The organism is Neobacillus sp. GCM10027624 (assembly GCF_042675345.1).
Lineage (GTDB): Bacteria > Bacillota > Bacilli > Bacillales > Cytobacillaceae > Neobacillus > Neobacillus cucumis_D.
In genome coordinates this window covers 99,751-124,449 of the sequence record NZ_JBHTHD010000011.1, presented here as the reverse complement: position 1 = coordinate 124,449, position 24,699 = coordinate 99,751, and the positions used below count along the sequence as shown (strand labels likewise).

Sequence of the window (24,699 nt, the reverse complement as noted above, 5' to 3'; positions counted from 1 at the left end):
TCTTTCTTTAAGTATAGCATAAAGCAACGGATGGATTAAAAAAAGGCAAAATCCCTTTAGAGACTTTGCCTTTTGTATTAAATCCTATCTGTCAAACGAACAACGTCCCGGGCAATCATTACTTCTTCATTTGTCGGGATGATTATTACCTTAACAGGTGAGTGAGGATAATTAATGAAAGTTTCTTCCCCTCTAACCTTATTAAGGGAAGGATCCCAATAAACTCCCATGAATTCTAACCCTTTAAGAACATTTTCTCTAATCACATCGCTGTTTTCACCGATTCCCGCAGTAAAAATAATCGCATCTACACCATACATACGGGAAGCATAGGAACCAATGTATTTATGAATTCTGTTTGCGAATACATCTAATGCAAGCTTTGCCCGGGCATTTCCTTGTTTCGCTTGAATTTCAATATCCCTTAGGTCACTTGAAAAACCGGAAACAGCCAGCATTCCACTCTTTTTATTTAAAATATCAAGAACTTCTTCAGCTGTTTTATTCGTTTTTTCCATAATATATGGGATCAACGCCGGGTCAATATTTCCTGAACGAGTTCCCATTGTAACCCCTGCAAGTGGTGTAAAGCCCATTGAGGTGTCAATCGATTTTCCGCCTTCGATGGCAGCAATACTTGCTCCATTTCCTAAGTGGCAGGAAATAAGCCGGAGCTGCTCAATCGGACGGCCTAATAGCTCGGCAGCCCGCTGTGAAACATACTTATGTGATGTCCCATGGAAACCGTATTTCCGAATTCCATAATTTTTATAATATTCATATGGAAGGCTGTATAAGAATGAGCTTTCCGGCATGGTTTGATGGAAAGCTGTGTCAAATACAGCAACTGCCGGAACATTCGGCAATACTCCCTGAAATGCTTGAATTCCCGTAATATTTGCCGGGTTATGCAGTGGCGCTAATTCCGATAGTTCCTCAATTTTTGCCAATACTTCATCGGTAATAAGAACAGAATCATTAAAGGCTTCTCCACCATGCACTACACGATGTCCGATTCCTTCAATTTCATCCAGTGATTCAATAATTCCGAGCGTTGTTAGTTTATCTAACAGCATTTTAACGGCCACATCATGATTTGGAATATCAATGATTTCTTGAATTTTTTCACCATGTGCAGTGATATTAAAAATAGAATCTTTTAAGCCGATTCTCTCAATTAACCCTTTTGTAATAACATTCTCACTTGGCATTTCAAATAATTGAAACTTTAAGGATGAACTGCCGGCATTAATTGCAATAATTTTAGACATTTTGCTACAGCTCCTTTTATATAAAAACATCGGTTTTAAAGGACTCTTTTTACACATCTTTAGCCTTAGAAAACCGAAATTGAATATATCTCTCAATTACTCATTTAAACACTCGATTTGTCACATTTCAAGGAGTAATTTACGTGTCAGCGGTTACATCCAAAATATAATTTTATTCAAATTTTTTGTACTATTAGTAAAAAACAAAAAACCGATATTTTATCGGTTTTTCGGTTTGTTATCTTGGAACCATTTGTCCATTTTCAATAAGATTTTATCCATTTCTGCAGCATTTGAGAGACTTGGCAGGTTAACAAGTAAAGCCTGCTTTGGAGGCTGAACTTCCTCACCTTTCTTCTGCAAAACTAGAATACTTTTTGCTGTACTCTTATTTTTAAACATACTATTTGGTAATTGAAGGAACCCTTGTATAATAACATGTTCCTTTATAAATTCGTGAAGCCCTCCGGCCTGGTCACTTTCAAAAAGTGTATTTGGCACCAGGAAAAATAGATACCCTCCTGGTTTTGTGTGCCGGACACTTTGTTCAATAAAAAGATGGTGTGAAAAGGAATGTCCTTCTTTTGCCTGTAATTGATAGTCGGCGGCCCGAACATCATTCGGATAGTACCCAACAGGTAAATCTCCAATTACCACATCAACTGGATCGATAAATAATGGCTCAAGGCTATCCTGATTAAAAAGCTCTACGGGATGCTTTTGCAAATTCGCATTCACATAAGCCAGCTTTATTAAAAGGTCATCAACCTCAACGCCGATGGAAACCACTTCCTTTTGTAAATGGTTTAATACAGTCGTTAATAAATTACCTGTTCCAATTGCCGGGTCAAGCAAGCGCATGGATGGCTGTACGCCAAACTTTTGAACTAAATAACCAACGAGCATTCCAATCGAATCAGGCGTCATTTGATGGTTCGGCTGCACATTTTCCTGCATCCCTTTTAAAATCACAAGCTGGTACGCTTTTCGAATTTCTTCATTCGAATATTTATTAAGCTGAATTTCTTCATAATGTTTTTTTAATCTTTTTACGGTTAATTCACTTAACTCCTCCTGAAGGATTGAATTGTGAAAAAGGTTCTCCCCTGTTTCAGCTAATGCTTCTAAAAAGCTGCATTCCAATTCTTCTTGGATCACCAGTGCCGTTTGATTGAATACCGTAAAAAGCTCTTCAACTGGAGAAACTTTCATCCTATAACCTCCATATAATCAAAAAAGACCCCGCCATTGACGAGGCCTCCTTTACATTTAATTATTTCGCACTTTTAGCTGCTTCGATTGCTGCTTCATAATTAGGGTGATGAGTTGCTTCACTAACATATTCAACATATGTCACGGTATCGCTGGAATCAACCACGAATACTGCACGTGCTAATAATCTATGTTGCTGCATAGCAACACCATATGCTTCACCGAAAGAAAGGTCACGATGATCGGATAATGTCTGTACGTTTTCGATTCCGTTCGCTCCGCACCAACGCTTTTGTGCAAATGGAAGATCGCAGCTGATTGTTAGGATTTTTACATTCCCTAAATTGTTTGCTTCTTCATTAAAACGACGTGTTTCTGCATCACATACACCTGTATCCAAAGAAGGTACAGAGGTAATTAAACGCACCTGTCCCTTTGTATCATTTAAAGTAACCTCTGAACGATCATTTGCAAGTACAGTAAAATTAGGTGCCTTTTCCCCTACCTTTACCTCACTGCCTAATAATGTTACCGGATTACCGCCAAATGTCACGTTTGCCATCTTTACATCCTCCTTTTGATTTTTATCAAATTGAGCGGCAATTTAATTTCATACCGCTACTATGTACAGTGTAAATATATCTTTTCAGAATCTTTTTTGCAATTATTTCAACCTGAAACTAATCCATGAAAAAAGTTAATCCTCCTTTACTCGGAAGATTAACCTTTTCATTATAAATCAAGATCATGTTTTTCTTGGGACTGATGGATATTTTGCTGGTGATCTGAATGGTGTTGATCTCTTTTCGAAAACATTTGCTGGATTTTATCCACAGCCTGTGGTGCCAGTTCTAATATTTTCTCGTATAAATGAGTACTTTCGTCCAAATGGAGCATTTTCACGCCTTGAGAATTTACAATTAAAAAGGCAATAGGTGTAATAGAAACCCCGGCTCCGCTTCCTCCACCGAATGGGAGGCTTGACTGATTTTGGCTCTGCCCTTGATTTTGGCCCTGACTTTGCCCCTGGCCTTGTTGACCTCCGCCGCCGCCTTTAAATTCACTTCCACCGGCCGCAAATCCAAAACCAACCTTTGAAACTGTTAAAATAACACTTCCATCTGGGGTTTCAACAGGATCTCCGATAATTGTATTTACATCAATCATTTCTTTTAAGCTTTCCATTGCGGTTGTCATCAAACCTTGAATTGGATGGTCAGACATCGTTGTTTCCTCCTCTTTCAAACGGATTTAGTTTTTTCCTTTGAAAAATTTGTGTTTGATTTCAAATTCGGGCTTCCGCCCTTCCAGAATCTCATTAATTTTAATCCTGCTAAAATAGCTTGCCCGATTCGAAACTGAAACATACATGAAATTTGTGTTTGGATAACGGTTGCTTGAAAGTGTGGTGTAACTGTTAAAATAGGCATTTCTTTTAAATTAAAATAGTTACTTAATAAACCGGCAATACCTCCTTTAATGGTCCAAAGTCCTCCACATAATACCCCAGTATGCGCGGCATCCCCAACCCCAAACATCGTATGCCATTCAAATTGTTTTATAGAGACCTTCTTTAAAAACTTACGGATGATTATATGCATATGAATTACATGGTTAAGGATTTCTTTTGTATTTTTAAAATTCGTCATCATATCATCGGGGGTAATATGGTGTACCTCTTCATTTGAAGACTTTTTAGAAGAATGGTCTTTTTTCTTTTTCCCTTTGACAACAATACTTGGTGAATTATCATCAACTTTAATTAATGGAATATGTTTTTTAAATTTAATCAGGCCAAACCAAATTCTAAACTCAATCTTTAAGTCATCATTGTCGTTATGGTGATAATAATTCACTTTAATGGTCAGCTTTGTAAAAATAATCAGCAAGAATAAGAGCAAAAGAATCAAAAAGATTAGAAGGACCCAGATCAATTTTATTCACAGCCTTTCAGCCTATTAGTATGGCTTTAAGGAAAAAAAATAAACCCTTCAACCAAAAGTTGAAAGGCTTAAAAATCACTTTTCTATATGGATTACCGAAGTATCCGAAAAGAGATCGTGCAATCCTTGCTTTTTCGGGAGAAAGGCAGCAATTACATATCCGACAATGATTGTCGCCGATATAAAGCGACCGATCCATTCACGGAATAAAACAGTTCCCCAAGTTAATTGATCCTTTTTCAAATCAACTACTTTAATCCCAAATACCATTTTGCCAAGTGTCTGCTGGAAATATTTTGTCATCAAGACAAAATATAAATAAAAAATAACCGCTGAAGCAATAGAAATTGGAGCAAACATATTAAATTCAGCTAAAGAGATGTCAAGTATGCGAAATACAGGCTTAATCAACAGCCTGACTAGGCTCCCAACTATAATTAAGTCGATTAGATATGCCCAAAAACGCATCCAAAATCCGGCATATCGAATTGGATATCGCGGTATTTCCTCTATCGTTCCCTTTTTTAGTTGAACGTTGTTTTCGCTGTTAACCTCTTCTTCTTGATGTATCATCATTTCTTCAGAGTGGGGATCATCTATTTGGTTTATGTTTTCTTGATTATGATTGATTTCCATCTACTTCGCCCCTATTCCGCATAAAGATACATAAGCCTAGGTGAATTTGGTTTAGAGAGAATTTTTAACATTCCGGCCATTTCCACATTTTCTCCCATCCATTTATGAACCTGCATACTAAATAATGAACCAAATCCAAGGTCATCTGAATAGCGAATAACCTTTGCTCCCTTCAAATTTTCATCTTTTTTCATTTTCTTAATAACATCATCCAAATATCCATAGCCATCAATTAAATTCAATTCTTTCGCCTGCCGGCCGTCATAAACTCTCCCGTCCGCAATCTTTTTCACCCGGTCGATACTTAAATGGCGGCCCTCAGATATAACCTTGACAAATCCCTGATACGAATTATTAATCATCCGTTGAAGAATTCGCCGCTCTTCTTCGGTCATTTTTCTAGTTGGACTCATAATGTCTTTATATTTACCACTTTTAATCGTGACAAAATCGACGCCATATTTCTTCGCTAATCCTTCATAATTGACCCCTTCCATAATAACTCCAAGAGACCCCGTAAGCGTTTCTGGACTTGCATAAATCCTTTTAGCTGCTGTTGAAATATAATATCCTCCTGACGCTGCCATTGCCCCCATTGAAATATAGACCGGTTTTTTCGTATCTTTTTGAATCTCCACTAGTTTATCATGGACCTCTGCACTTTCGACGACTCCGCCCCCGGGAGAATTAACCTTTATGATGATACCCTTGATTGTATCATCCTCCTTGATATAGTTTAATTTTTTCATAAAGTCCTGATGGTTATAGCCTGAACTTTGTAATAAAGAGGCTGTTTCACCCGTATCTTGAATAACCCCATCTACATCTAGGACCGCAATTTTTTTTAGCTCGCTTCCGTCTTTAACTACCTCTTCAGTAAAAGGCTGCTCACTTGTTGATAAAAATTCACCTATATCCGTCTCAATACTTTTAAAGGCAAAAGCTGATAAAAAATTAATAACCACTGAGACAAAAAATAGTGCTGCTGCAATTCCGAGTGCTGCCCAGCGTTTTCCATTCATATTGTTTTCCCCCCACCTGTGTCAATCCAGTTAAATTTACGTCCGTATTTTCATATTGTTTCAAAAAAATGCTAAACTAAATAAGATTATCATCATTTTATTAAAAGATATTTTTAAAAAGGTTAAAAATTGGAAATTCATTTTGTATGTAGGAGGTTCATTAATGGAAAGTCGCCGCAATATTTACTTTTACCACGCACGTGATGCCGATACGCGTTCAAAAGCTTCGCATATTTATGAATTAGCTGAACAATATGGTTTTACGATTGTTGATGATCAACTGAAAGCAAATATTATTGCCAGCATCGGGCATGACGGTACTTTCCTGCAAGCTGTCCGGAAAACAGGTTTTAGAGAGGATTGTCTTTACGCTGGTATTTCGACTACTAGAAATTTAAGTATGTACTGTGATTTTCGGATTGATGACACCTCAAAAATGGTTGAAGCTTCAGTAAATGAACAATTTGAGGTCCGTCGTTACCCTCTTATTGAAGTGAAAGTGGATGGACAAGGAATGTTCCCATGTTTGAATGAGTTTAGCATCCGTTCCTCCATTATTAAAACGCTGGTAATTGACGTGTTCATTGACCAGCTGCATTTTGAAACCTTCCGTGGAGACGGGCTGGTTGTGGCCACACCTACCGGCAGCACAGCCTATAATAAATCGCTAAATGGTTCCGTTGTTGACCCGTTAATTTCCTGTATGCAAATCAGCGAGGTTGCTTCGTTAAATAATAATCGGTACCGCACACTTGGGTCTTCATTTATCATAGGGGAGGAACGTACGCTGACACTTAAAGTGATTTCAGAAGGAAACGACCATCCCGTAATGGGCATGGACAATGAAGCATTAAGTATTCGCCATGTAGAAAGAATTCAAATAAAAATGAGCAATAAAAAAATTAAGACGCTTAAATTAAAAGACAATTCGTTCTGGCATAAAGTGAAGAGACAATTTCTATAAAAAAGCAGCCACCCTAGAATTTAAAACTCGGGTGGCTGCTTTTTTTAAACGTTTAATTTTTCTTTTTGGATGTTTAATCTTCTCTGATGAAATAGTTTGGTCTTAGATAGAGAATAAATGGTTAAAGCGGACCAAATAAAAATAAAGGAAAGCAGCTGTATTTTTGAAAAATGTTCTTTATAGACAAACACGCCTAAAATTAAAGTTAAAGTCGGCGCAATGTATTGCAAGAATCCAAGTAAGGATAAGGGTATTTTTTGTGCTCCTTTAGCAAAATAAAGCAGTGGTATAGCCGTTGCCGCTCCGGCACCTACTAACAATAAATCGGTTACCGCACTTGCTGATAAAAATGAATTCGTACCATTAATAAATAGGAAACACATATATATTGCTGCAATCGGTGCAACAACTAATGTTTCAAGGGTTAATCCCACGGCTGACTCTACATTGATTAATTTTTTTGCGAGACCGTATAACCCAAAAGTAAGCGCCAAGCTGATGGCAATCCAAGGAAATTTCCCATGGGAAATTGAAATGATCAATACCCCAATAGTGGCTAGGCCAAACGATATATATTGTGCAATTGACAATTTTTCTTTTAAGACAATCATTCCCAATAGGACACTCACAAGCGGATTGATATAATAGCCTAGGCTTGCTTCAAGCATATGACCGCTGTTAACTGCCCAAATATAGACAAACCAATTAATACTTATTAATAACGAGGCGATCGCCAGGGCATATAGCTGTTTTTTATTTTGTGCAAATCCTTTAAGGGTTTGCATAAATAATCTCCATTTTCTCGTTAATAAAAGTACTAGTACCATAAAAATAAACGACCAAAAAATTCGGTTCGCAAGAATTTCAAAGGCACTTACTTGATCGATGAGCTTCCAATAGATGGGCAGCAGCCCCCATAAGAAATAGGAAAAACCCGCATGGAAGGTTCCCTTTTTTATCTCTGATTTATTCATTGTTGTTCTGTTCCCCAATCTTTCTAGTTTCGAAATATTATTTATTATAACGTGAAACGGAAGGAAAAGGGGGAATTTTAATTCACCAATTTTTGCCCAAATAAAAAAACAATCGGGATTTACCGATTGTCAGATTGTCGTGAAAGGGTATTTTTCTCACCAATTTTTTAATTTGGCAAAATCTAAATACCAATTTAATTGATTGTCCCTGCAAAAGGGCCTGTTGTACAGACTAAACTCTTATATTTTTATAATGAATTAATTCGGTGAATCATTAAAGAGGGAAAATAGAATAAAAGGCTATCGAAAGATTTTCGACAGCCTGACAATCAGTATACCGATTGTCTTTTTTTGTTTATTATTTTTTTAAAGCTTCCATTTCTTTTTGGCGAAGTTCAATACGGCGGATTTTTCCGGAGGTGGTTTTCGGAAGATCCGATACATATTCAATCTTTCTAGGATACTTATATGGCGCTGTAAGCTCCTTTACATGCTCTTGAAGATTCTTTGTTAATTCAGGATTGTTCGAATCAACCCCATCTTGTAAAACAACAAACGCTTTGACAATATACCCGCGAATTTCATCAGGACTTCCCACTACTGCACATTCTTTGACAAATGGATGTTTAACAAGGGCATCCTCTACTTCAAATGGTCCAATTGTATAGCCGGAACTAATGATAATATCATCGCCGCGCCCTTCAAACCAGAAATAGCCTTCCTCGTCCATTTTCGCTTTGTCGCCCGTTACGTAGTAATCTCCACGGAATTGCATCGCTGTTCGTTCCGGGTCTTTATAATATTTTTTGAATAGGGCAGGCGTTTCAACATGAACGGCAATATCGCCCACCTCACCTACTTGACAAACTTGTCCTTCTTCATTGATGATTTCAACACGGTTTCCCGGAGTTGGTTTGCCCATGGAACCAGGTTTTAACTGCATTCCCTTCGTAACTCCCACAAGCAGAGTGTTTTCTGTTTGACCATAGCCATCCCGAACATCAACACGGAAGTATTTCCTAAAGGTATCAATTACCTCGCGATTTAGTGGTTCCCCAGCGGATACTGCACTATGAAGGTTTGGCAATTGATATTCTGCTAGGTTATCTACCTTTGCCATTAATCGATATTCTGTCGGTGTACAACAAAGAACATTTACATCGTATTTTTGCAGCAGGCTTAAATACTTTTTGGGCTCAAATTTGCCATTATAGATTAAACCTGTTGCGCCTGACCCAAGGACTGATAAAAATGGACTCCAAATCCATTTTTGCCAGCCTGGACCGGCCGTTGCCCAAACGGTATCCCCTTCGTTAATCCCAAGCCATTTAGACGCAGCCGTTTTCAGATGAGCAAATGCCCAGCCATGAGTATGCACCACTCCTTTAGGATTCCCGGTTGTACCTGAGGTATAGGATAAAAAGGCCATATCCTCTCTTTTCGTATCGGCAATGGTAAATTCCTCTGAAGCCGCTTTCATTTCTTCATCCAGATGGCTCCATCCTTCCATTTTTCTTCCAAGGGAAAATTTTACAAGAGATTGGGCAGTACTAATATTTTCAAATTGATCCACGTATGGATAATAACTAATAACAGCCTTAACATCACCATGTGTAATCCGGTATTGTAAATCCTTTTCTCTTAGCATTTCAGAGCTTGGAATTACCACCATCCCCGCTTTTAATGCAGCGAGGTAGACAATATAGGCTTCAATCAGTCTTGGAACAATTACTAAAACTGTGTCACCTTTTTGTAAACCATTATGAATCAGCACATTACTTGCTTGATTTACTTTTTTCAATAATTCATCATATGTAACCTGTTTTGTTTCACCTGTTTCATTTTCCCATTTTAATGCTAATTTGTTCGGGTCTTTTGCAAAACGTTCTACTTCAGAAACAAGATTGTAGTTCTCCGGTGCAATTAAATCCTCACGTTTCATAACTCTCCCCCTCAGCAATAAAAATTTACATCCAATTTTATTATACAAAATTGTCCTAAAATTTTAAATTATTATTATTCGAAAAACATTTTTTAAGTTCGTTATTGATTTTCCCACCAATCAATTAGATAAAATAAAATAGCAAATAAAGAAGAGAGCAGGAATAATTCCTGCTCTCTGTAGCCATATTATTTATTTGTTAACGAGTAAATCCGCTGCCGCCTAATTGAGACTCAGCCATAGCGACTAAACGCTTAGTGATTTCTCCACCAACTGAACCGTTAGCACGAGAAGTAGTATCAGCACCAAGGTTTACACCAAATTCATTAGCAATTTCGTATTTCATTTGGTCAAGAGCTTGTTCAACACCTGCAACTAATAATTGATTAGAGTTGTTTGCCATTTGATATCACCTCCTTGTGAGTTTATAATGTGTAGAACTCACAAGGTTCATTCTTAATATCAATTGGTAATTGTTCACAAAAAATTCATTTTAAAATAATTCATCGAACTCTGAATCATCGTTACCCAGATCCGGTTTAATTGTAATAGTCTCCGTGTCATTAACTGCTTCTTCAATCAAAGGATCAAAATCAAAATAGCTTTCATATTGCTGGACTTTCTCTCTGCGGGGCTTTGTTTTTGGCGACGCAGGGACAAAAATCGTACAGCAATCTTCATACGGTCTATTCGAAATCTCAAGGGTATCGAATTCTTGAGCGATTTTAATAATTTCGGTTTTGTCCATTGTTACAAGCGGTCGTATGATGGGTGTATTGGTAACCTCATTAATGGTAAACATGCTTTCAAGTGTTTGACTAGCCACTTGACCAAGGCTTTCGCCCGTAATAATGGCAAGCCCTTCCCGCTTTTCTCTAATTTTATCGGTAATCCTAAGCATGAATCTTCTTGTTGATGTCATAGTATAGTTTTCAGGAACTTGTTCACGTATTGCCTGTTGTACATCCGTAAACGGAACAATATGAAGCGTCATTTGACCATACACTTCAGCTAGCTTTTTAGCAAGGTCAATCACCTTTTCCTTAGCCCGTTCACTTGTAAACGGCGGACTGAAGAAGTGAACGGCCTCAATCTCAAGTCCTCTTTTCATGGCCATAAAACCAGCAACAGGACTGTCGATTCCGCCTGACAGCATTAACATCGCTTTCCCGCTGGAGCCCGCTGGGTATCCCCCGGCCCCTTTTATTGTTTCACATGAAAGATAAACAGCCTCTTTACGAACCTCAATCAATAAATTAATATCCGGCTTTTTCACATTTACTTTTAGACCAGGAATGTTTGACAGCAGATGCGCACCAAATAGTTGGTTGATTCCGTCCGTATCCAATTCAAAGGTTTTATCCGATCTTTTCGCGGTAACTTTAAAGGTTTGACCTTCTTGATAAAGTGAACCAACCAATTCAAGAGCAGTTTCTTTCATTTTCTCCAAATCACTTTCTACCTTAACAGCCGGACTAAATGTTTGGATCCCAAATATTTTTCTTAAAATCATCTTAATTTCTTGTACATCTTCACCGTTTAATAAGACATACATACGATCATGTGTTGCTTCCACTTTTATTTTTGGAAAAGCGGCAAGGGCCAATTTAACACTTTTTTTTAATTTACCAACGAATTTATTACGATTGCGGCCTTTCGTTGACATTTCTCCATAGCGAATGACTATTCGATCATAATTCATATTATTTCATTACCTTTCGTAAATGTTCAGAAGCTTCTTTCATTGCTGAAAGAGCGTCAATGGCTTCATTTTCTGTATTATTAAAGGAGAGACTGATTCGTATAGCACTTTCAGCCAGTTCATCCGGAACCCCCATAGCAAGCAATGTTGCACTTGGGGATTTCTTCTTAGATGAGCATGCACTTGTGGTTGAAACATAGATTTCTTTTTCCTCAAGTGCATGAATAAGAACCTCAGATTTTATTCCTTTAATGGAAAAATTTAAAATATGTGGAGCAGCATTCTGAATGGGCGTATGGATTTGAACCTCTTCTAATTCACTTAACCCATTCCTTAGGATTTCCCGAATCTTTTTCATTCTTTCCATCCCGTTTTTCCCTTCCGTTAATGTCATTCGTAATGCCTTGGATAGGGCAACAGCCCCTGCAACATTTTCCGTGCCGCTGCGGAGCTTCCTCTCTTGGCCTCCTCCAGCTAATAATGGGGACAATCGTACACCTTCCCGAATATATAAAACTCCAGTCCCTTTCAAGCCGTGAAATTTATGGGCGGAAAAAGAACATAGATCGACTCTGTTTTCATGCAATGAAAGCGGGACTTTTCCGACAGCCTGAACGGCGTCTACGTGGAACAAAATGTTAGGATATTTTTTTAAATATTCTTCGATTTCCTTTATTGGCTGGGTGGTCCCAACTTCATTATTGACCTGCATAACCGAAATGAGGATGGTGTCTTTCCTGATTGCCTTTTCCAGGTCTTCTATTTGAATCCGACCGGTTGAATCAACTGGAAGGTATGTTACTTCAAATCCATCCTGCTCCAGCTGCTCAAATGATTGTCTGACAGAGGCATGCTCAATGCTTGTCGTAATTAAATGGCGGCCCTTATTTTTATGAATATAGGCAGTGCCTTTAATCGCTAAATTATTACTTTCGGTTCCTCCCGATGTAAACAGTATCTCTGTTTGCTTTACAGATAAAAGATTCGCCACCTGTTCCCTTGCCTTTGTTAAAAGTTTCTCAGCCTGTCCGCCTAATGCGTTTAGTGAGGACGGGTTTCCAAAGTATTCACTTGAAACCGTCAAAAATGAATCGAGAACCTCTTTATATGGTTTAGTTGTCGCACTATTGTCAAAATAAATCATGATTTTCCCCCTAACGAATCCGAAAACCCTTATGCAAAAAATAATCTTATCATACATTGCTTCAATTTAGAATGATGGTACATGTGAAATTTCAGTTTAACAAAAGCAAAAAACCGAACAGCCGGTGTGCTGAATCGGTTTTTTGCTTATCATTTTAGTCATTTGCAATTGCTGCTTTGATTTTCTTTAAGGCTCCAGGGTCAACCCCTTCTAATGATGCTGCGACCTGTTCCAATGCTTGTTGATATTCATAATGCCTGAAAGCCTGTTCTGCATCCATTAATCCCTTTGCAACGGAAGGAAATTTGCTGCGGTACAGGTTTCCATATTGAATAGCCTTTTCTGCCAGCATCGCATTTTCAATCAATTCCACTGTAGAATGAGTTAGTTTATCAACCGTTAAAACCGCAATTTCTAAATATTGATTCAGAGCAGAAATATTAAGCGGTTTTTCCTCAAGCTGCTGCTTCACATTTTGTATGCTCTCATTTGTGTCCTCATACAAATACTTATAATCCTCGGGCAATCCAGGTATATTACTTTTGGAAACAAGCCGAACGGCTTCCCCCACTTTTTTTGTCAGTTCTCTAACCTTATCCCTTGCCTCAATCTCATCCTTACGTAATGATTGAAGATTATTTGCAAACTGCTGTTGTTCTTCTCTGATGTTTTCAAGCTGTTCCTTTATTTCATTTAATTCTTCACTTATCTTGGTCTGAGCTGTTTCATTAATTTTTAATTTTTCGACTAGGATTTCATAATGCTTAAACACTGCTAAAAGCTCTTTTTCCAAATGTCTTTGTGTTTCAAAATCATATTCTTTTAAATGATAGGTTTGCTGGACATTCGACACTTCATCAACAAGAAGGTTGTTTTCTTCCTGTGCTTCTATCAGAAGATCATAGGCAATTTTCTCATTTTTAATGATAAAGTGCTTAGCATGTACCTCTTTTTCCAGTAAATCAAAAAGGATATCCACTCGATCCTTGGTTTCTTTTACACTTTCAACTGCTTTATCTAAGTCCGTTTCCTCAATCAAGCGAATTGCTTCTGAAAGCTTTTCTTCCAATGCTTTAATTTCATTTTCCAACTGAATATGCTCTAGGTAATAGCCCTGCTGAACCATTTCCTTAAACCCATCATGGACATCGGAAATTTGTGCCGGCAGGATGGATTGAACCTCAATTAAAAGCTGTGGAGTAAGCTCCATCACATTCTTAATGGTCCCTAAATGGCTGCTGATTGTTAAAACAATTTCGCGGGCTTCAAGGTAGTTTCCATGCTCTGTTTTTTCATCAAATTCTTGGAACTTCTTCGTGACCTCTTCCAGTTGCTTTTCCAGGCTTTTTTCAGCCTTGCTGAAGGTATGCCGGTGGGCAAGTAGTACTTTCTTTGTTTCCCGGTATAATTCTTTTAATTGTTCAATTTCTACCCGGTTTTTTTCCTCGCTGCCTACTAGCTCATGCAATTCTTCCAATATTTTTGTAATCTGATTTTCGGTTTCCTGCAAGGTATCATTGATTGTACGTTGAACTGTTTTAGCCTTGTTAAATCGGTAGCGGTCTATGTATTCTTCCGCATCAAATAACATTTCCTCTAGTTTCGGGAGCTTCACTGTAACAATGTCATCCCATTGGTTACGCCAATTTTCGAACAGTTCCTCTGTTTGCCCCGTCATATTAAGCTGCTTCACCTTAGACATTTCTTCCAAAATTGGACGATTCAACAAATCGATTTTCCACGCTTCTAAACGGTCCATTTCTTTAAAATACTTTTTCTTTATTAGATATCCTAATACAAATAAAGCTAGCATAAGGATAAAAAATCCTATGAAATACTTCACATGTAAGCCTCCTGTTCCGGAAAACATCGTTTCAAGTTCTCTTTAGGTGTCAGTTTATATAAAAATAGCACGATATGTTCAATTCAATGTATTTATGATACCATGTAAACGACAATTTTTGACTATAATTTTCAATTTTTTTGCAAAAGAAATCAAAAAAATAGAGGCTCATCATAAAATAGCCTCTTTCTTCACTACTACACCATTACAAAGTGTATTTTCAATCCAATTGTACATTTCGTTTAAATATTTTTGCTCAAAGAAACGTTCATTTGGAAAAATATACATTACTTCTCTTAGATAATGAGAATTCATAAATGGCATCATTAGCAAACCCTTAAGCTGAATAATCAAATAAGGAACAGAGTGAGGCTGGAATTCCTTCCATTCCATCCCTTTTTCAAATATTTTTTGAAAATAATATTTTTCTTTAAGATTATACGTTGACATTATTTCTCTAACGATTTGTGAATCCAATGACATTTCACGGTATACAACATTTGCCAATTGAATATTTTCACATTGGTAATGGAGCAATTTGGCAGTCATTCGTTTTAGGCAATCTTTAGCACCGAGCCCTACCAGGGCATACTCCTCTTCCATGATCCGGAGGTATTGTTCATAAAAGTGCGTAAAGCAGTATTCTAAGAGGCCGAGCTTATTTTCAAAATAGTAAGCAACCGTTGCAGAGTTTACATTCGCATAGCCTGCAATATCTCTGATTGATGTACCAGAGTATCCATTTGAATTAAATAATTTAATCGCTGCTTCAATAATTGCTTCCTTTAAATTTTTTTTCATGTCTTTCCCCCTCGAAAGTGGATCGAACTTTTTACTCCTTACCTAATGTTTCTTTATTTCGCCGCTTATTCCTTTATTAAAAAATCGACAAATTCTACCTGGTTTCACGGTAATTTGCTAAAATAATATAAAAAACTAACGAAAAATAGGTGAAAAAACATGTTTAACGTCGAAATGTATACGGGCAGTCGTGAGGAAAATTATGAACTTGTTAAAAAACAATTGCATGCCTTGATTCATGATGAGAAAAATCAAATTGCGAATCTTAGTAATGCCTGCTCCTTGTTAAACCAATTTCTTGACCGTACCAACTGGGTCGGGTTTTATTTAATGGATGAGAAGGAAGAACTTGTATTAGGACCCTTTCAAGGACTTCCTGCCTGTGTTCGGATTCCTGTTGGAAAAGGTGTTTGCGGCACCTCAGCAAAGTTAAAGGAAACAGTCAGAGTAGAAGATGTGAATCAGTTTCCAGGCCATATTGCCTGCGATGCTGCATCACAATCAGAAATTGTCATCCCATTGTTAAAAAATGGACATTTACTTGGTGTTTTGGATATTGATTCACCGGAAACAAACCGCTTCGACGAGCTTGATCAGCAAAAATTAGAAGAGTTTGTTGAAATTTTAATACAGCATATTTAATCTAAAAAGCAAGGAAGAGTTTTTCATCTTCCTTGCTTTTTTGTTATATCTTTTCCAGGGCCTGATCGAGATCATCGATAATATCCTCCCAAGCTTCAAGCCCTACTGAAAGCCGGAGTAAATTTTCCGTTATCCCCATTTTTCTTCTTTCTTCTTTCGGGACCACTGCATGTGTCATCGTAGCCGGATGCTGGATTAAGGTTTCTGCATCCCCAAGACTAACAGCAATTTTAATTAAGTTTAGTTCATTCATCAATCGCTGTGCTGTTTCCTTTCCCCCTCTTATGGAAAACGAAATAAGACCCCCAGGCTTTTTCATTTGTTTTTTCATAATTTGATAGTCTGGGTGCTCAGCGTCACCTGGGTAATAGATCGCATCAATTTTGGGATGTTTCATTAAAAACTGAAAGATTTTATCTGTATTGTCACAATGACGATCGATTCGAATTGGTAGGGTTTTTAATCCCCTTAGCAAAAGCCACGCATCAAAGGGTGAAATAATTCCACCAATATCTTTTTGCGTTGTTCTTGAAACCTTTTGAATCCATTCTTTTTTACCAACGACGATACCGGCAAGGACATCGCCATGTCCGCAAATATATTTTGTCGCACTATGGATGACGACATCACAGCCATGGGTAAGCGGGGTTTGTAAATAAGGAGAACAAAATGTATTATCTACCACCACCGGTATGCCTTTTTCGTTCGCAATTTTAGCCACCTGCCCTAAATCAACTAGTTTCATTGTAGGGTTTATTGGTGTTTCAATATAAATACATGCAGTGTTTGGACGGATTGCCTTTTCCATCATTTCTATTGAATCCATTGAAGAGAAATCATGTTCAATCCCATATTTTTCTTTCAAGAGTTGCAGGAATCCAAAGGTACAGCCATATACACCTTGTGAACAAAGAATGTGGTCACCGGTTTTCGTTAAGGCAACTAATGCAGCAGAAACGGCTGCCATTCCGGATGAAAAGGCTAAAGCAGCTTCCCCTTTTTCAAGTACTGCCAACCGTTCTTCAAGTATTTTTACAGTTGGATTCCCTAAACGTGAATAAATATAGCCTTCTTCCTCGCCGGAAAACCGTCTTTCCCCCTGCTTAGCAGTGGAAAAGGTAAAGGTTGATGTTTGGTACAAGGGTGGAACGAGACTCCCCTGATGTTCATCAGATACATAACCTGAATGAATGACCTCTGTTTCAAAGCGTAAGTTTTTATCCTCCAATTTTGCCCCTCCTATTTTGAAAACGCTTCCATTTCTATAGAATATGAAGCTTCTTTAGATAAAGTACGTAAACAAAATTTCAACCTATATGAATTCAGGCACCCATGAATCCATGGATGCCTTAACTTGCTTTTATGCGATCATTTTGATTAATGACTTTATTTTTCCCTGTTCCTTTTGCTGTGTAGAGGGACTCGTCCGCCCTTTTAAATAAATAGTTATAAGAATCAAGCATGTCCCTATGCCAATAGGATACACCGCAAGATACGGTAATTGATGGGATTGAGTATTCGGCCACAGCTTTTACTAAACGCTCAGCTACTGCCACCCCTGTCTCTAATGTCACCTTAGGAAGGTAGATGGCCATTTCCTCACCACCCCAGCGTGCTCCAACATCATGATCGCGAATATTTCCACGAATAATATTGGCTACTTGAACCAATACTTCATCACCAACCTGGTGTCCATACGTATCATTTATGTCCTTAAAATTATCAATATCAATCAGAATGAATGTCCCTTGCTCGTCCTCTTTCATTGACAATTGAATCTTTTCATCAAGATAATTTCGCGAATGAAGTTTCGTTAAATGATCTGTAATAATCATTCTCTCCAATTCTTCCCTAAGCATCGAATTGGAAAGCGCCAGTGCGGAATGATGAATCAGCGATTGCAGAAGCTTAAAGGCTTCAAAGGAAAAGAAATAGGGTTCTTGATTCATAACAATACTAAAACCTTTAAATTTTCCTCTTTGGACCATTGGAACCGCCATTATGGAACGAAAACACTTTATTCCATTAATACTAGGAATGTTTATATCTCCGAAAAAAAGCGCCTCTTTTTCTATCAGTATTTTATTTTTTATGTATTCAATATATGGATGTGCTTGTTTCGTATAAAAGAATGGGGTAGATCCTGGCAGTAGTTTACTATTCATCAAATTGTCTGTCAGCAGGAAAAAACCTGCTTCCTCTGCTTGGAAGGAATGTTTAATTTGATTTGTCATATAGCTAATCATATCTTTTAGTCTGAGCTTTGAGTTTAAACGATGTGTTGTTTCATTAATTAACTGTAAATCGGAAATTACCTGTCTGGACTGCTGATAAAGCTTGGTATTTTCCAATGCACCACCAGCTGCATTTGCCAGTAAAGTGATAAATTCAATTTCATCTTTTGGAAATACAAGGATGTTAGCGGCAATGATTTGCAGAACACCATAAACCCCTTGTTTCCCTTTTAACGGTGCATAAAGGATAGAACTGTTCTCTTCAAGAGAATTTTCCAATTTGGTATTCCCTGAAACATAAGCCTCCATGGCTGTAATATTTTCACTATCATATTCAAGATCAATAATGGGCAATTCATTTTGGTTGTGATAATCTTGAGAAAGAAGCAAATAGCAGGAAAATGAGGGATACAACTGTTCGAGAGAAACAATTATTTCCCGTAGAAGAGATTCCTTATCCAATAAAGAATGGAATTTTTCAGTTATATGAAATAACCGCTTATATCTATTTTCTTTATTTTGTATGATGAAATTTTCACCGAACGCGTTCATTTTTCATTCACCCAATTTTTCCATTCTAATTCCAAATATATACACCTTCACTTAATTATAGTGAATATTCTCTGATTTTTGTAATTAATTTTCGAATAATTTCTAACTTTTATATAGTCTGCAAAAGATTGGATATACATTATTATAACAAAATATTCTTGACTTATCAGTAAATAAAATTATATAATACTCTTTGTGTAAAATATTGCAGCTTATGTGAACACTTTAATCGTTCATTTTGTTCCTCACTTGAACACTTTATTCAAATGATGGGGTATCTTGTAACCCTCTGCTGCTAGGGCGAAGGTATCTGAAAACAAAATGGCTATCATCGTTGTTTCATAACCGTTTTTATTTTACCAAAATAAAAACACGAAGGAGGAGTCTCTCATGGCTCGTTATACCGGCCCTAGCTGGAAATTATCCCGTCGTCTTGGAATCTCTCTAAGCGGCACAGGAAAAGAATTAGATAAGCGTCCTTACGCTCCAGGACAACACGGTCCTAACCAACGCAAAAAGCTTTCTGAATATGGTTTGCAATTACAAGAAAAACAAAAACTTCGTCATATGTACGGAGTAAATGAGCGCCAATTCCGCAACCTATTTGACAAAGCTGGCAAATTAGCTGGTAAACACGGTGAAAACTTCATGGTTCTTCTTGAATCACGTCTTGACAACGTTGTTTATCGTTTAGGTTTAGCTCGCACTCGCCGTGCTGCTCGTCAGTTAGTTAACCACGGTCATATTCTTGTTGATGGATCTCGCGTTGATATCCCATCATACCGTTTAACTGCAGGACAAACTATCACTCTTCGTGAAAAATCACGCAATCTTGATGTTGTGAAAGAAGCAATTGAAGTAAACAACTTCGTTCCTGATTTCTTAACTTTCGATGCTGATAAGTTAGAGGGTACTTTCACTCGCTTACCAGAGCGTTCTGAATTACCAGCTGAAATTAACGAAGCACTTATCGTTGAGTTCTACTCACGTTAATCTCTGTAAAAAAGAAACCCCTGAGCAATTGCTTAGGGGTTTTTATTTTCTTTTATTAACCGATTGAAGAGATTTTCGATAAAAAAAGACAATGATTGCATATAAAATGAATACAATGAATGCTGTGATGATTCTTTCTGTTGAACTTCCATCCGCTAACAAAACCGGTCCTAAACCAAAAAAGGTAACAAGTGCGAGCACAATGATAAAAATAGCATGCAACAATAACCGCAAATGCCTCACCCCCGTCTTGTGCTTATTCTATTAGACGATTTAAGTTAATCTCTGTTACAAAAGTAGAAAAAAAAGAAAGAGCCCTCGGTAATTCTCCAAGAGCCGCATCATTTTAGTATTTAATTAATGTATATTTCTTCTTCCCTCTTCTGATGATGGTAAATTGTCCTTCAATCTGGTCATTTTCAGCTAGAGAGTAGGAAGCATCTGTAATTCGTTCACCGTTAACAGACACCGCTCCATTTGTAATGTCTTCACGCGCCTGACGTTTGGATGGTGAAATCGCTGCTGCCACAAGCAGATCAACGAGATTCCCTTCAAAACTGGAAGCGTCAAATGAAGGAACATCTTTAAACCCTTGTCTAATTTCTGCAGCAGAAAGTTCTTTCACATCACCGCTAAACAATGCCTGGGTGATTTTAATTGCCTGCTGCAATGACTCTTCGCCATGAATTAATCGAGTCATTTCTTCAGCCAAAGCTTTTTGTGCCTTTCGTAAATGTGGTTCTTTCTGTACCGACTTTTCTAGCTGCTCAATTTTCTCGTGTGACAGGAAGGTAAAGTATTTCAAGTATTTAACCACATCCGCATCAGCTGAATTAATCCAGAACTGGTAGAATTCATATGGTGTTGTTTTTTCAGGATCTAACCAAACGGCACCGCCTTCGGTTTTGCCGAATTTTGTACCATCCGCTTTGGTTACTAACGGAATCGTCAATCCAAAAGCTTTTGAGCCTTCAGGCTGCATTTTACGGATCAATTCCAGCCCGGAGGTAATGTTCCCCCACTGATCACTTCCGCCAATTTGTAATTTACAATTATGATGCTCATATAAATGGTTGAAATCCATCGCTTGTAAAATCGTATAAGTAAATTCAGTAAAAGAAATCCCTGTTTCAAGTCTATTTGCAATTGTATCCTTCGCCAACATGTAATTTACACCGATATGTTTTCCGATATCACGTAAAAACGATACGATATCCATGGAACCAGCCCAGTCATAGTTATTTACCATGATGGCTCCATTTTCGCCGTCAAACTCAAAAATCGCCGCTAATTGCTTTTGAATGCCTTCAACATTTTTTTGTACGGCTTCTAATGTTTGTAAGTTACGCTCTTCACTTTTACCACTAGGGTCACCGATTAAACCCGTCGCCCCACCGACTAGCACAATAGGACGATGCCCGTGCTGCTGAAATCTTCTAAGTGTTAAAAATGGAACTAAGTGGCCAATATGCAAGCTGTCTGCTGTTGGGTCCGCACCACAATATAATGAAATTTTTTCACTTGATAAAATATCTTTTAAACCTTCTTCATCGGTTTGCTGATAGATAATTCCCCGCCATGCCAAATCCTCTAATAAATTCATTTAAATAGCCTCCTAAAAGAAAATAAAAAACGTCCCTGCAAACATGCAGGGACGTATAAATACGCGGTACCACCCGGCTTGAGGAAAAAACTTCCTCCACCTCAAAAAATTAACGGCTTATCCGTTCTCTGCTACTCCTATCTTCACAGAGAAAGCTCCAGGACGTAATTCAATTTTCTATATGTATCAGCTTTCACCCTCCGCTGACTCTCTACAAACAGGGATAGAAAATCTACTGTTGATTCCTTTCACAGCTTTAAAATTATAAAATTGATTATACCTTTTTTACCACATTTCCATGACTCCTGTCAAACTTGAATTGGAAAATTAAGATAAATGTAGAACTTTGTCATTTTTTTGAACATGTATATGCTATAATGTATGTGATTTAAGTCGAGGTGATGCTCTTAATGAAAGAAAGACTGCAGGCATGGATGGAAGTTTTAAAATCATCCCTAAACTTGCTTACACATAAAAAAACAGTAAAGAGTGCTCGAATTACATATTCTGTAGTTTGGAATCTTTTTCTAATCTTTTTAACTGTAATTATTCTTGGAGGCTCTTTTGCTACCGGTGTTGGTGCAGGGTACTTTGCCTCACTTGTGAAGGATGAACCCGTCCGCTCTTACAGTAGTTTGAAAAAAGATATTTATAATTATACTGAGACTTCTGACCTCTATTTTGCTGATAATGTTTACCTCGGAAAACTAAGATCAGATCTTGAACGTGAAGAAGTAAATTTGGATCAAGTCTCTGATTACCTTGTAAAAGCCGTCATTTCAACAGAGGATGAGTATTTTTATAAGCATCATGGTGTGGTTCCAAAAGCCGTTTTTCGCGCCCTATTTCAGGAAGTCACCAATTCAGCAGTTCAATCAGGCGGCAGTACGTTAACTCAGCAGCTTATTAAGAACCAAATTTTAACCAATGAGGTTTCCTTTCAACGGAAAGCAAATGAAATCTTACTTGCCCTTCGTTTAGAAAAATTTTTCTCCAAAAAAGAAATTCTTGAGGCCTACCTAAATGTTTCAACATTCGGTCGAAATTCATCGGGACGAAATATTGCAGGGGTACAGGCAGCAGCAAAAGGAATCTTCGGGAAAAGCGCAAACAAGCTCACATTACCAGAAGCAGCCTTTATCGCGGGGTTACCGCAAAGCCCCTTCGGATACACCCCTTTTACAAGAGACGGAAAAGTGAAAGAAAATCTGGATCCGGGAATAAACCGGATGAAAACCGTTTTAAAAAGGATGTATGATGGCGGTTACATTAACAAAAAGCAGTATGCCGAAGCGGCCGCCTATGACATTACAAAAGATTTTACACCACCGCGTCCAAATCCTTTGGAAAAATATCCATGGCTGACATTTGAAATTGAAAAACGTTCAATCGATGTTCTTGCTACGGTTTTAGCCCAAAAGGACGGAATCAGTGAAAAAGAATTGAAGAAAGACAGTAATCTTCATTACAAGTACCAAACATTAGCCAGTCACGATTTAAAACAAAATGGCTATGAGATCCACACAACCATTAACAAAAAAATGTATGACGCCATGCAAAAAGTTAAGGATCGATATCCATATTATGGACCTGAAAAACCGGAAGAAAAGAAGGATCCGGAGACAGGTAAGGTCAAAACCGTCATGGAGCCCGTGGAGGTTGGGGCTATCCTAATTGAAAATAAAACCGGTAAAATCATAAGCTTTGTTGGCGGAAGAGATTATAATAAACAGCAGCTGAATCACGCTACCAGCGCGATTCGTCAAAATGGTTCGACCATGAAACCGCTCCTTGTTTATGGACCGGCAATTGAAATGGGAAAGGCTGCCCCTGGGACAACTTTACCGGATGTTGCTTTGAGCCTTAACCCGGCAAGCAGCAGCCCATGGCCCCATAACTATGACATGAGATACAGTGGTTTAGTCTCTGCAAGATATGCCCTGGCATGGTCTTATAACGTGCCTGCTGTAAAGTTATACAGGGACATTGTTAATCAACGGCCAGCTAAATACCTTGAAAAAATGGGTTTTTCTTCACTTAGAAGTGAGGACTATACGAACCTTTCAACAGCCATTGGTTCTTTAAGCAACGGAGTAACAGTTGAAGAAAATACGAATGCCTTTACAACTTTTGCAAATGGCGGGAAATTTATCGACGCCTATATGATTGACAAAATCGTCGATAAGGATGGGAAAGTGATTTATCAGCATCAGATCAAACCTGTTAAAGTTTTCACACCGCAGACCTCTTATTTAACATTAGATATGATGCGTGATGTTATGAGAATGGGTACGGCTGCCGGCATTAATTACCGTCTTAAATTTCGAACAGACTGGGCCGGAAAAACGGGTACAGGAGTCGATTATAAAGACTCATGGCTGGTTGGAACCAATCCGAATGTAACATTTGGAATCTGGACAGGTTATGATACACCAAAATCCCTTCAATCTTACGGGTATATGTCGTATAGTCAGCGGACAAACAATCTTTGGGTTGATTTAATCAATTCTGCCTATAAGATCAAGCCGTCCTTAATTGCTCCTAAAAAGCAATTTAAAATGCCAAAAGGAATTGTTAGACGCTCTTATTGCGCTGTTTCAGGTCTCTTGCCATCTGCAGCTTGCGTAAATGCCGGCTTAGTTGAGAGTGACTACTTCAATGCTAAATATGTCCCGACAAAAGTGGATGATAGTTTGGTTGCCGGAAATTATGTTACGATTGGCGACCGCAAATATTTAGCATTGGATTCAACACCTGCAGAATTTGCGCAAAGAGGGCTTGTCTTAAATCCCGATTTCATTGACAGGATGGTTGGAAGAAACTTTCATAATCCAAGCCAGCTCATTCCAAACAGAAGCCGCTGGGCGCATATTCTTGTCCCAACCGCTAAGATTGTTGATAACGGCAAGACTCCGGGATCCGTAAGGCTAAGAGCAGATGCAAATAACCTAGCTTGGTCATCATCTTCGGAAAATGATGTCATTGGCTACCGAGTTTATCATGCGGGGCTTTTAAAATTGAAGATAGCAAGTATTAAAAGCGGATCAAGCCTTTCTCTCTCGGTCCCAAGCGGAACTTATTACGTTACGGCAGTGGATATTGCCGGAAAGGAATCCCCGCCGTCTAATTTGGTGGAGGTTGGGGGTACCGAAAAAAGCACCGATCAAAAGGAAAATAACAACAAAGAGAAAAATAAATAAGCAGAAAAAAACCGCACCGAA

General features: G+C 38.0%; 22 protein-coding genes and 1 other annotated feature. Of the genes, 4 read left to right on the top strand and 18 right to left on the bottom strand.

Annotation, left to right across the window (positions count from 1 at the left end):
* Nucleotides 1–77 precede the first annotated feature (77 nt).
* From ACFQZ9_RS16805 to sppA, 7 genes are all read right to left on the bottom strand, one after another.
* Nucleotides 78–1,271: an acetate kinase gene (locus ACFQZ9_RS16805; protein WP_198309424.1), complete on the bottom strand. Its 1,194-nt coding sequence runs from the start codon at nucleotides 1,269–1,271 to the stop codon at nucleotides 78–80.
* Nucleotides 1,272–1,490: 219 nt separating this feature from the next.
* Nucleotides 1,491–2,483 (bottom strand): class I SAM-dependent methyltransferase, encoded by a 993-nt coding sequence (locus ACFQZ9_RS16800; RefSeq protein ID WP_498944677.1) that lies wholly within the window; start codon nucleotides 2,481–2,483, stop codon nucleotides 1,491–1,493.
* A 61-nt stretch (nucleotides 2,484–2,544) separates the two neighbouring features.
* On the bottom strand, nucleotides 2,545–3,045 hold the full coding sequence (gene tpx, locus ACFQZ9_RS16795) for a thiol peroxidase (protein ID WP_198309426.1): 501 nt from the start codon (nucleotides 3,043–3,045) through the stop codon (nucleotides 2,545–2,547).
* A gap of 170 nt (nucleotides 3,046–3,215) precedes the next feature.
* Nucleotides 3,216–3,707, bottom strand: a complete 492-nt coding sequence (gene ytfJ, locus ACFQZ9_RS16790) for a GerW family sporulation protein (RefSeq protein ID WP_498944676.1) — start codon at nucleotides 3,705–3,707, stop codon at nucleotides 3,216–3,218.
* Between the two features lie 17 nt (nucleotides 3,708–3,724).
* A complete protein-coding gene (locus ACFQZ9_RS16785) occupies nucleotides 3,725–4,417 on the bottom strand; it encodes a DUF2953 domain-containing protein (RefSeq protein ID WP_498944675.1) in 693 nt (230 codons plus the stop codon).
* 84 nt (nucleotides 4,418–4,501) lie between these two features.
* Nucleotides 4,502–4,999 carry an RDD family protein gene (locus tag ACFQZ9_RS16780; RefSeq protein ID WP_498945178.1) on the bottom strand — a complete coding sequence of 166 codons (498 nt, stop codon included), beginning with the start codon at nucleotides 4,997–4,999 and terminating at the stop codon, nucleotides 4,502–4,504.
* A 74-nt stretch (nucleotides 5,000–5,073) separates the two neighbouring features.
* On the bottom strand, nucleotides 5,074–6,084 hold the full coding sequence (gene sppA / locus ACFQZ9_RS16775) for a signal peptide peptidase SppA (RefSeq protein WP_498944674.1): 1,011 nt from the start codon (nucleotides 6,082–6,084) through the stop codon (nucleotides 5,074–5,076).
* A gap of 163 nt (nucleotides 6,085–6,247) precedes the next feature.
* Here sppA and ACFQZ9_RS16770 point away from each other — a divergent pair, with 163 nt between their 5' ends.
* On the top strand, nucleotides 6,248–7,048 hold the full coding sequence (locus tag ACFQZ9_RS16770) for an NAD kinase (protein WP_498944673.1): 801 nt from the start codon (nucleotides 6,248–6,250) through the stop codon (nucleotides 7,046–7,048).
* A 44-nt stretch (nucleotides 7,049–7,092) separates the two neighbouring features.
* On the opposite strand, the gene rarD is transcribed toward ACFQZ9_RS16770, so the two are convergent.
* The 7 genes from rarD to refZ form a co-directional block, all read right to left on the bottom strand.
* Nucleotides 7,093–8,022, bottom strand: a complete 930-nt coding sequence (gene rarD, locus ACFQZ9_RS16765; protein ID WP_498944672.1) for an EamA family transporter — start codon at nucleotides 8,020–8,022, stop codon at nucleotides 7,093–7,095.
* Between the two features lie 358 nt (nucleotides 8,023–8,380).
* Entirely contained in the window at nucleotides 8,381–9,964 is a 1,584-nt protein-coding gene (gene mbcS / locus ACFQZ9_RS16760; RefSeq protein WP_498944671.1) for an acyl-CoA synthetase MbcS, read from the bottom strand.
* A 199-nt stretch (nucleotides 9,965–10,163) separates the two neighbouring features.
* A complete protein-coding gene (locus ACFQZ9_RS16755) occupies nucleotides 10,164–10,367 on the bottom strand; it encodes an alpha/beta-type small acid-soluble spore protein (protein ID WP_198309433.1) in 204 nt (67 codons plus the stop codon).
* Nucleotides 10,368–10,457: 90 nt separating this feature from the next.
* Nucleotides 10,458–11,666: a tRNA uracil 4-sulfurtransferase ThiI gene (thiI, locus tag ACFQZ9_RS16750; protein WP_198309434.1), complete on the bottom strand. Its 1,209-nt coding sequence runs from the start codon at nucleotides 11,664–11,666 to the stop codon at nucleotides 10,458–10,460.
* Between the two features lies 1 nt (nucleotide 11,667).
* Entirely contained in the window at nucleotides 11,668–12,810 is a 1,143-nt protein-coding gene (locus tag ACFQZ9_RS16745) for a cysteine desulfurase family protein (RefSeq protein ID WP_498944670.1), read from the bottom strand.
* A 154-nt stretch (nucleotides 12,811–12,964) separates the two neighbouring features.
* Nucleotides 12,965–14,653 (bottom strand): septation ring formation regulator EzrA, encoded by a 1,689-nt coding sequence (ezrA, locus tag ACFQZ9_RS16740; RefSeq protein WP_498944669.1) that lies wholly within the window; start codon nucleotides 14,651–14,653, stop codon nucleotides 12,965–12,967.
* A 171-nt stretch (nucleotides 14,654–14,824) separates the two neighbouring features.
* The gene (gene refZ / locus ACFQZ9_RS16735; RefSeq protein WP_498944668.1) at nucleotides 14,825–15,454 is read right to left on the bottom strand and encodes a forespore capture DNA-binding protein RefZ; all 630 of its coding nucleotides are present in this window, start codon (nucleotides 15,452–15,454) and stop codon (nucleotides 14,825–14,827) included.
* A gap of 159 nt (nucleotides 15,455–15,613) precedes the next feature.
* On the opposite strand from refZ, the gene ACFQZ9_RS16730 reads away from it, so the two are divergent.
* Nucleotides 15,614–16,096: a free L-methionine (R)-S-oxide reductase MsrC gene (locus ACFQZ9_RS16730; RefSeq protein WP_198309438.1), complete on the top strand. Its 483-nt coding sequence runs from the start codon at nucleotides 15,614–15,616 to the stop codon at nucleotides 16,094–16,096.
* A gap of 43 nt (nucleotides 16,097–16,139) precedes the next feature.
* Here the strand turns inward: ACFQZ9_RS16730 and megL are convergent, their stop codons facing one another.
* Together megL and ACFQZ9_RS16720 are read right to left on the bottom strand one after the other, a co-directional pair.
* Nucleotides 16,140–17,324 (bottom strand): methionine gamma-lyase, encoded by a 1,185-nt coding sequence (megL, locus tag ACFQZ9_RS16725; protein ID WP_498944667.1) that lies wholly within the window; start codon nucleotides 17,322–17,324, stop codon nucleotides 16,140–16,142.
* 121 nt (nucleotides 17,325–17,445) lie between these two features.
* A complete protein-coding gene (locus ACFQZ9_RS16720; RefSeq protein WP_498944666.1) occupies nucleotides 17,446–18,882 on the bottom strand; it encodes a sensor domain-containing diguanylate cyclase in 1,437 nt (478 codons plus the stop codon).
* 390 nt (nucleotides 18,883–19,272) lie between these two features.
* On the opposite strand from ACFQZ9_RS16720, the gene rpsD reads away from it, so the two are divergent.
* Complete coding sequence (gene rpsD, locus ACFQZ9_RS16715) at nucleotides 19,273–19,875, top strand: 30S ribosomal protein S4 (protein WP_198309441.1); 603 nt, start codon at nucleotides 19,273–19,275, stop codon at nucleotides 19,873–19,875.
* Nucleotides 19,876–19,917: 42 nt separating this feature from the next.
* Here the strand turns inward: rpsD and ACFQZ9_RS16710 are convergent, their stop codons facing one another.
* Nucleotides 19,918–20,109, bottom strand: a complete 192-nt coding sequence (locus ACFQZ9_RS16710; protein WP_498944665.1) for a DUF6954 family protein — start codon at nucleotides 20,107–20,109, stop codon at nucleotides 19,918–19,920.
* Between the two features lie 112 nt (nucleotides 20,110–20,221).
* Entirely contained in the window at nucleotides 20,222–21,478 is a 1,257-nt protein-coding gene (gene tyrS, locus ACFQZ9_RS16705; RefSeq protein WP_498944664.1) for a tyrosine--tRNA ligase, read from the bottom strand.
* 44 nt (nucleotides 21,479–21,522) lie between these two features.
* Nucleotides 21,523–21,739: a binding site (T-box leader), on the bottom strand.
* Between the two features lie 149 nt (nucleotides 21,740–21,888).
* On the opposite strand from tyrS, the gene ACFQZ9_RS16700 reads away from it, so the two are divergent.
* Nucleotides 21,889–24,678 carry a transglycosylase domain-containing protein gene (locus tag ACFQZ9_RS16700; RefSeq protein WP_498944663.1) on the top strand — a complete coding sequence of 930 codons (2,790 nt, stop codon included), beginning with the start codon at nucleotides 21,889–21,891 and terminating at the stop codon, nucleotides 24,676–24,678.
* Nucleotides 24,679–24,699: the final 21 nt, after the last annotated feature.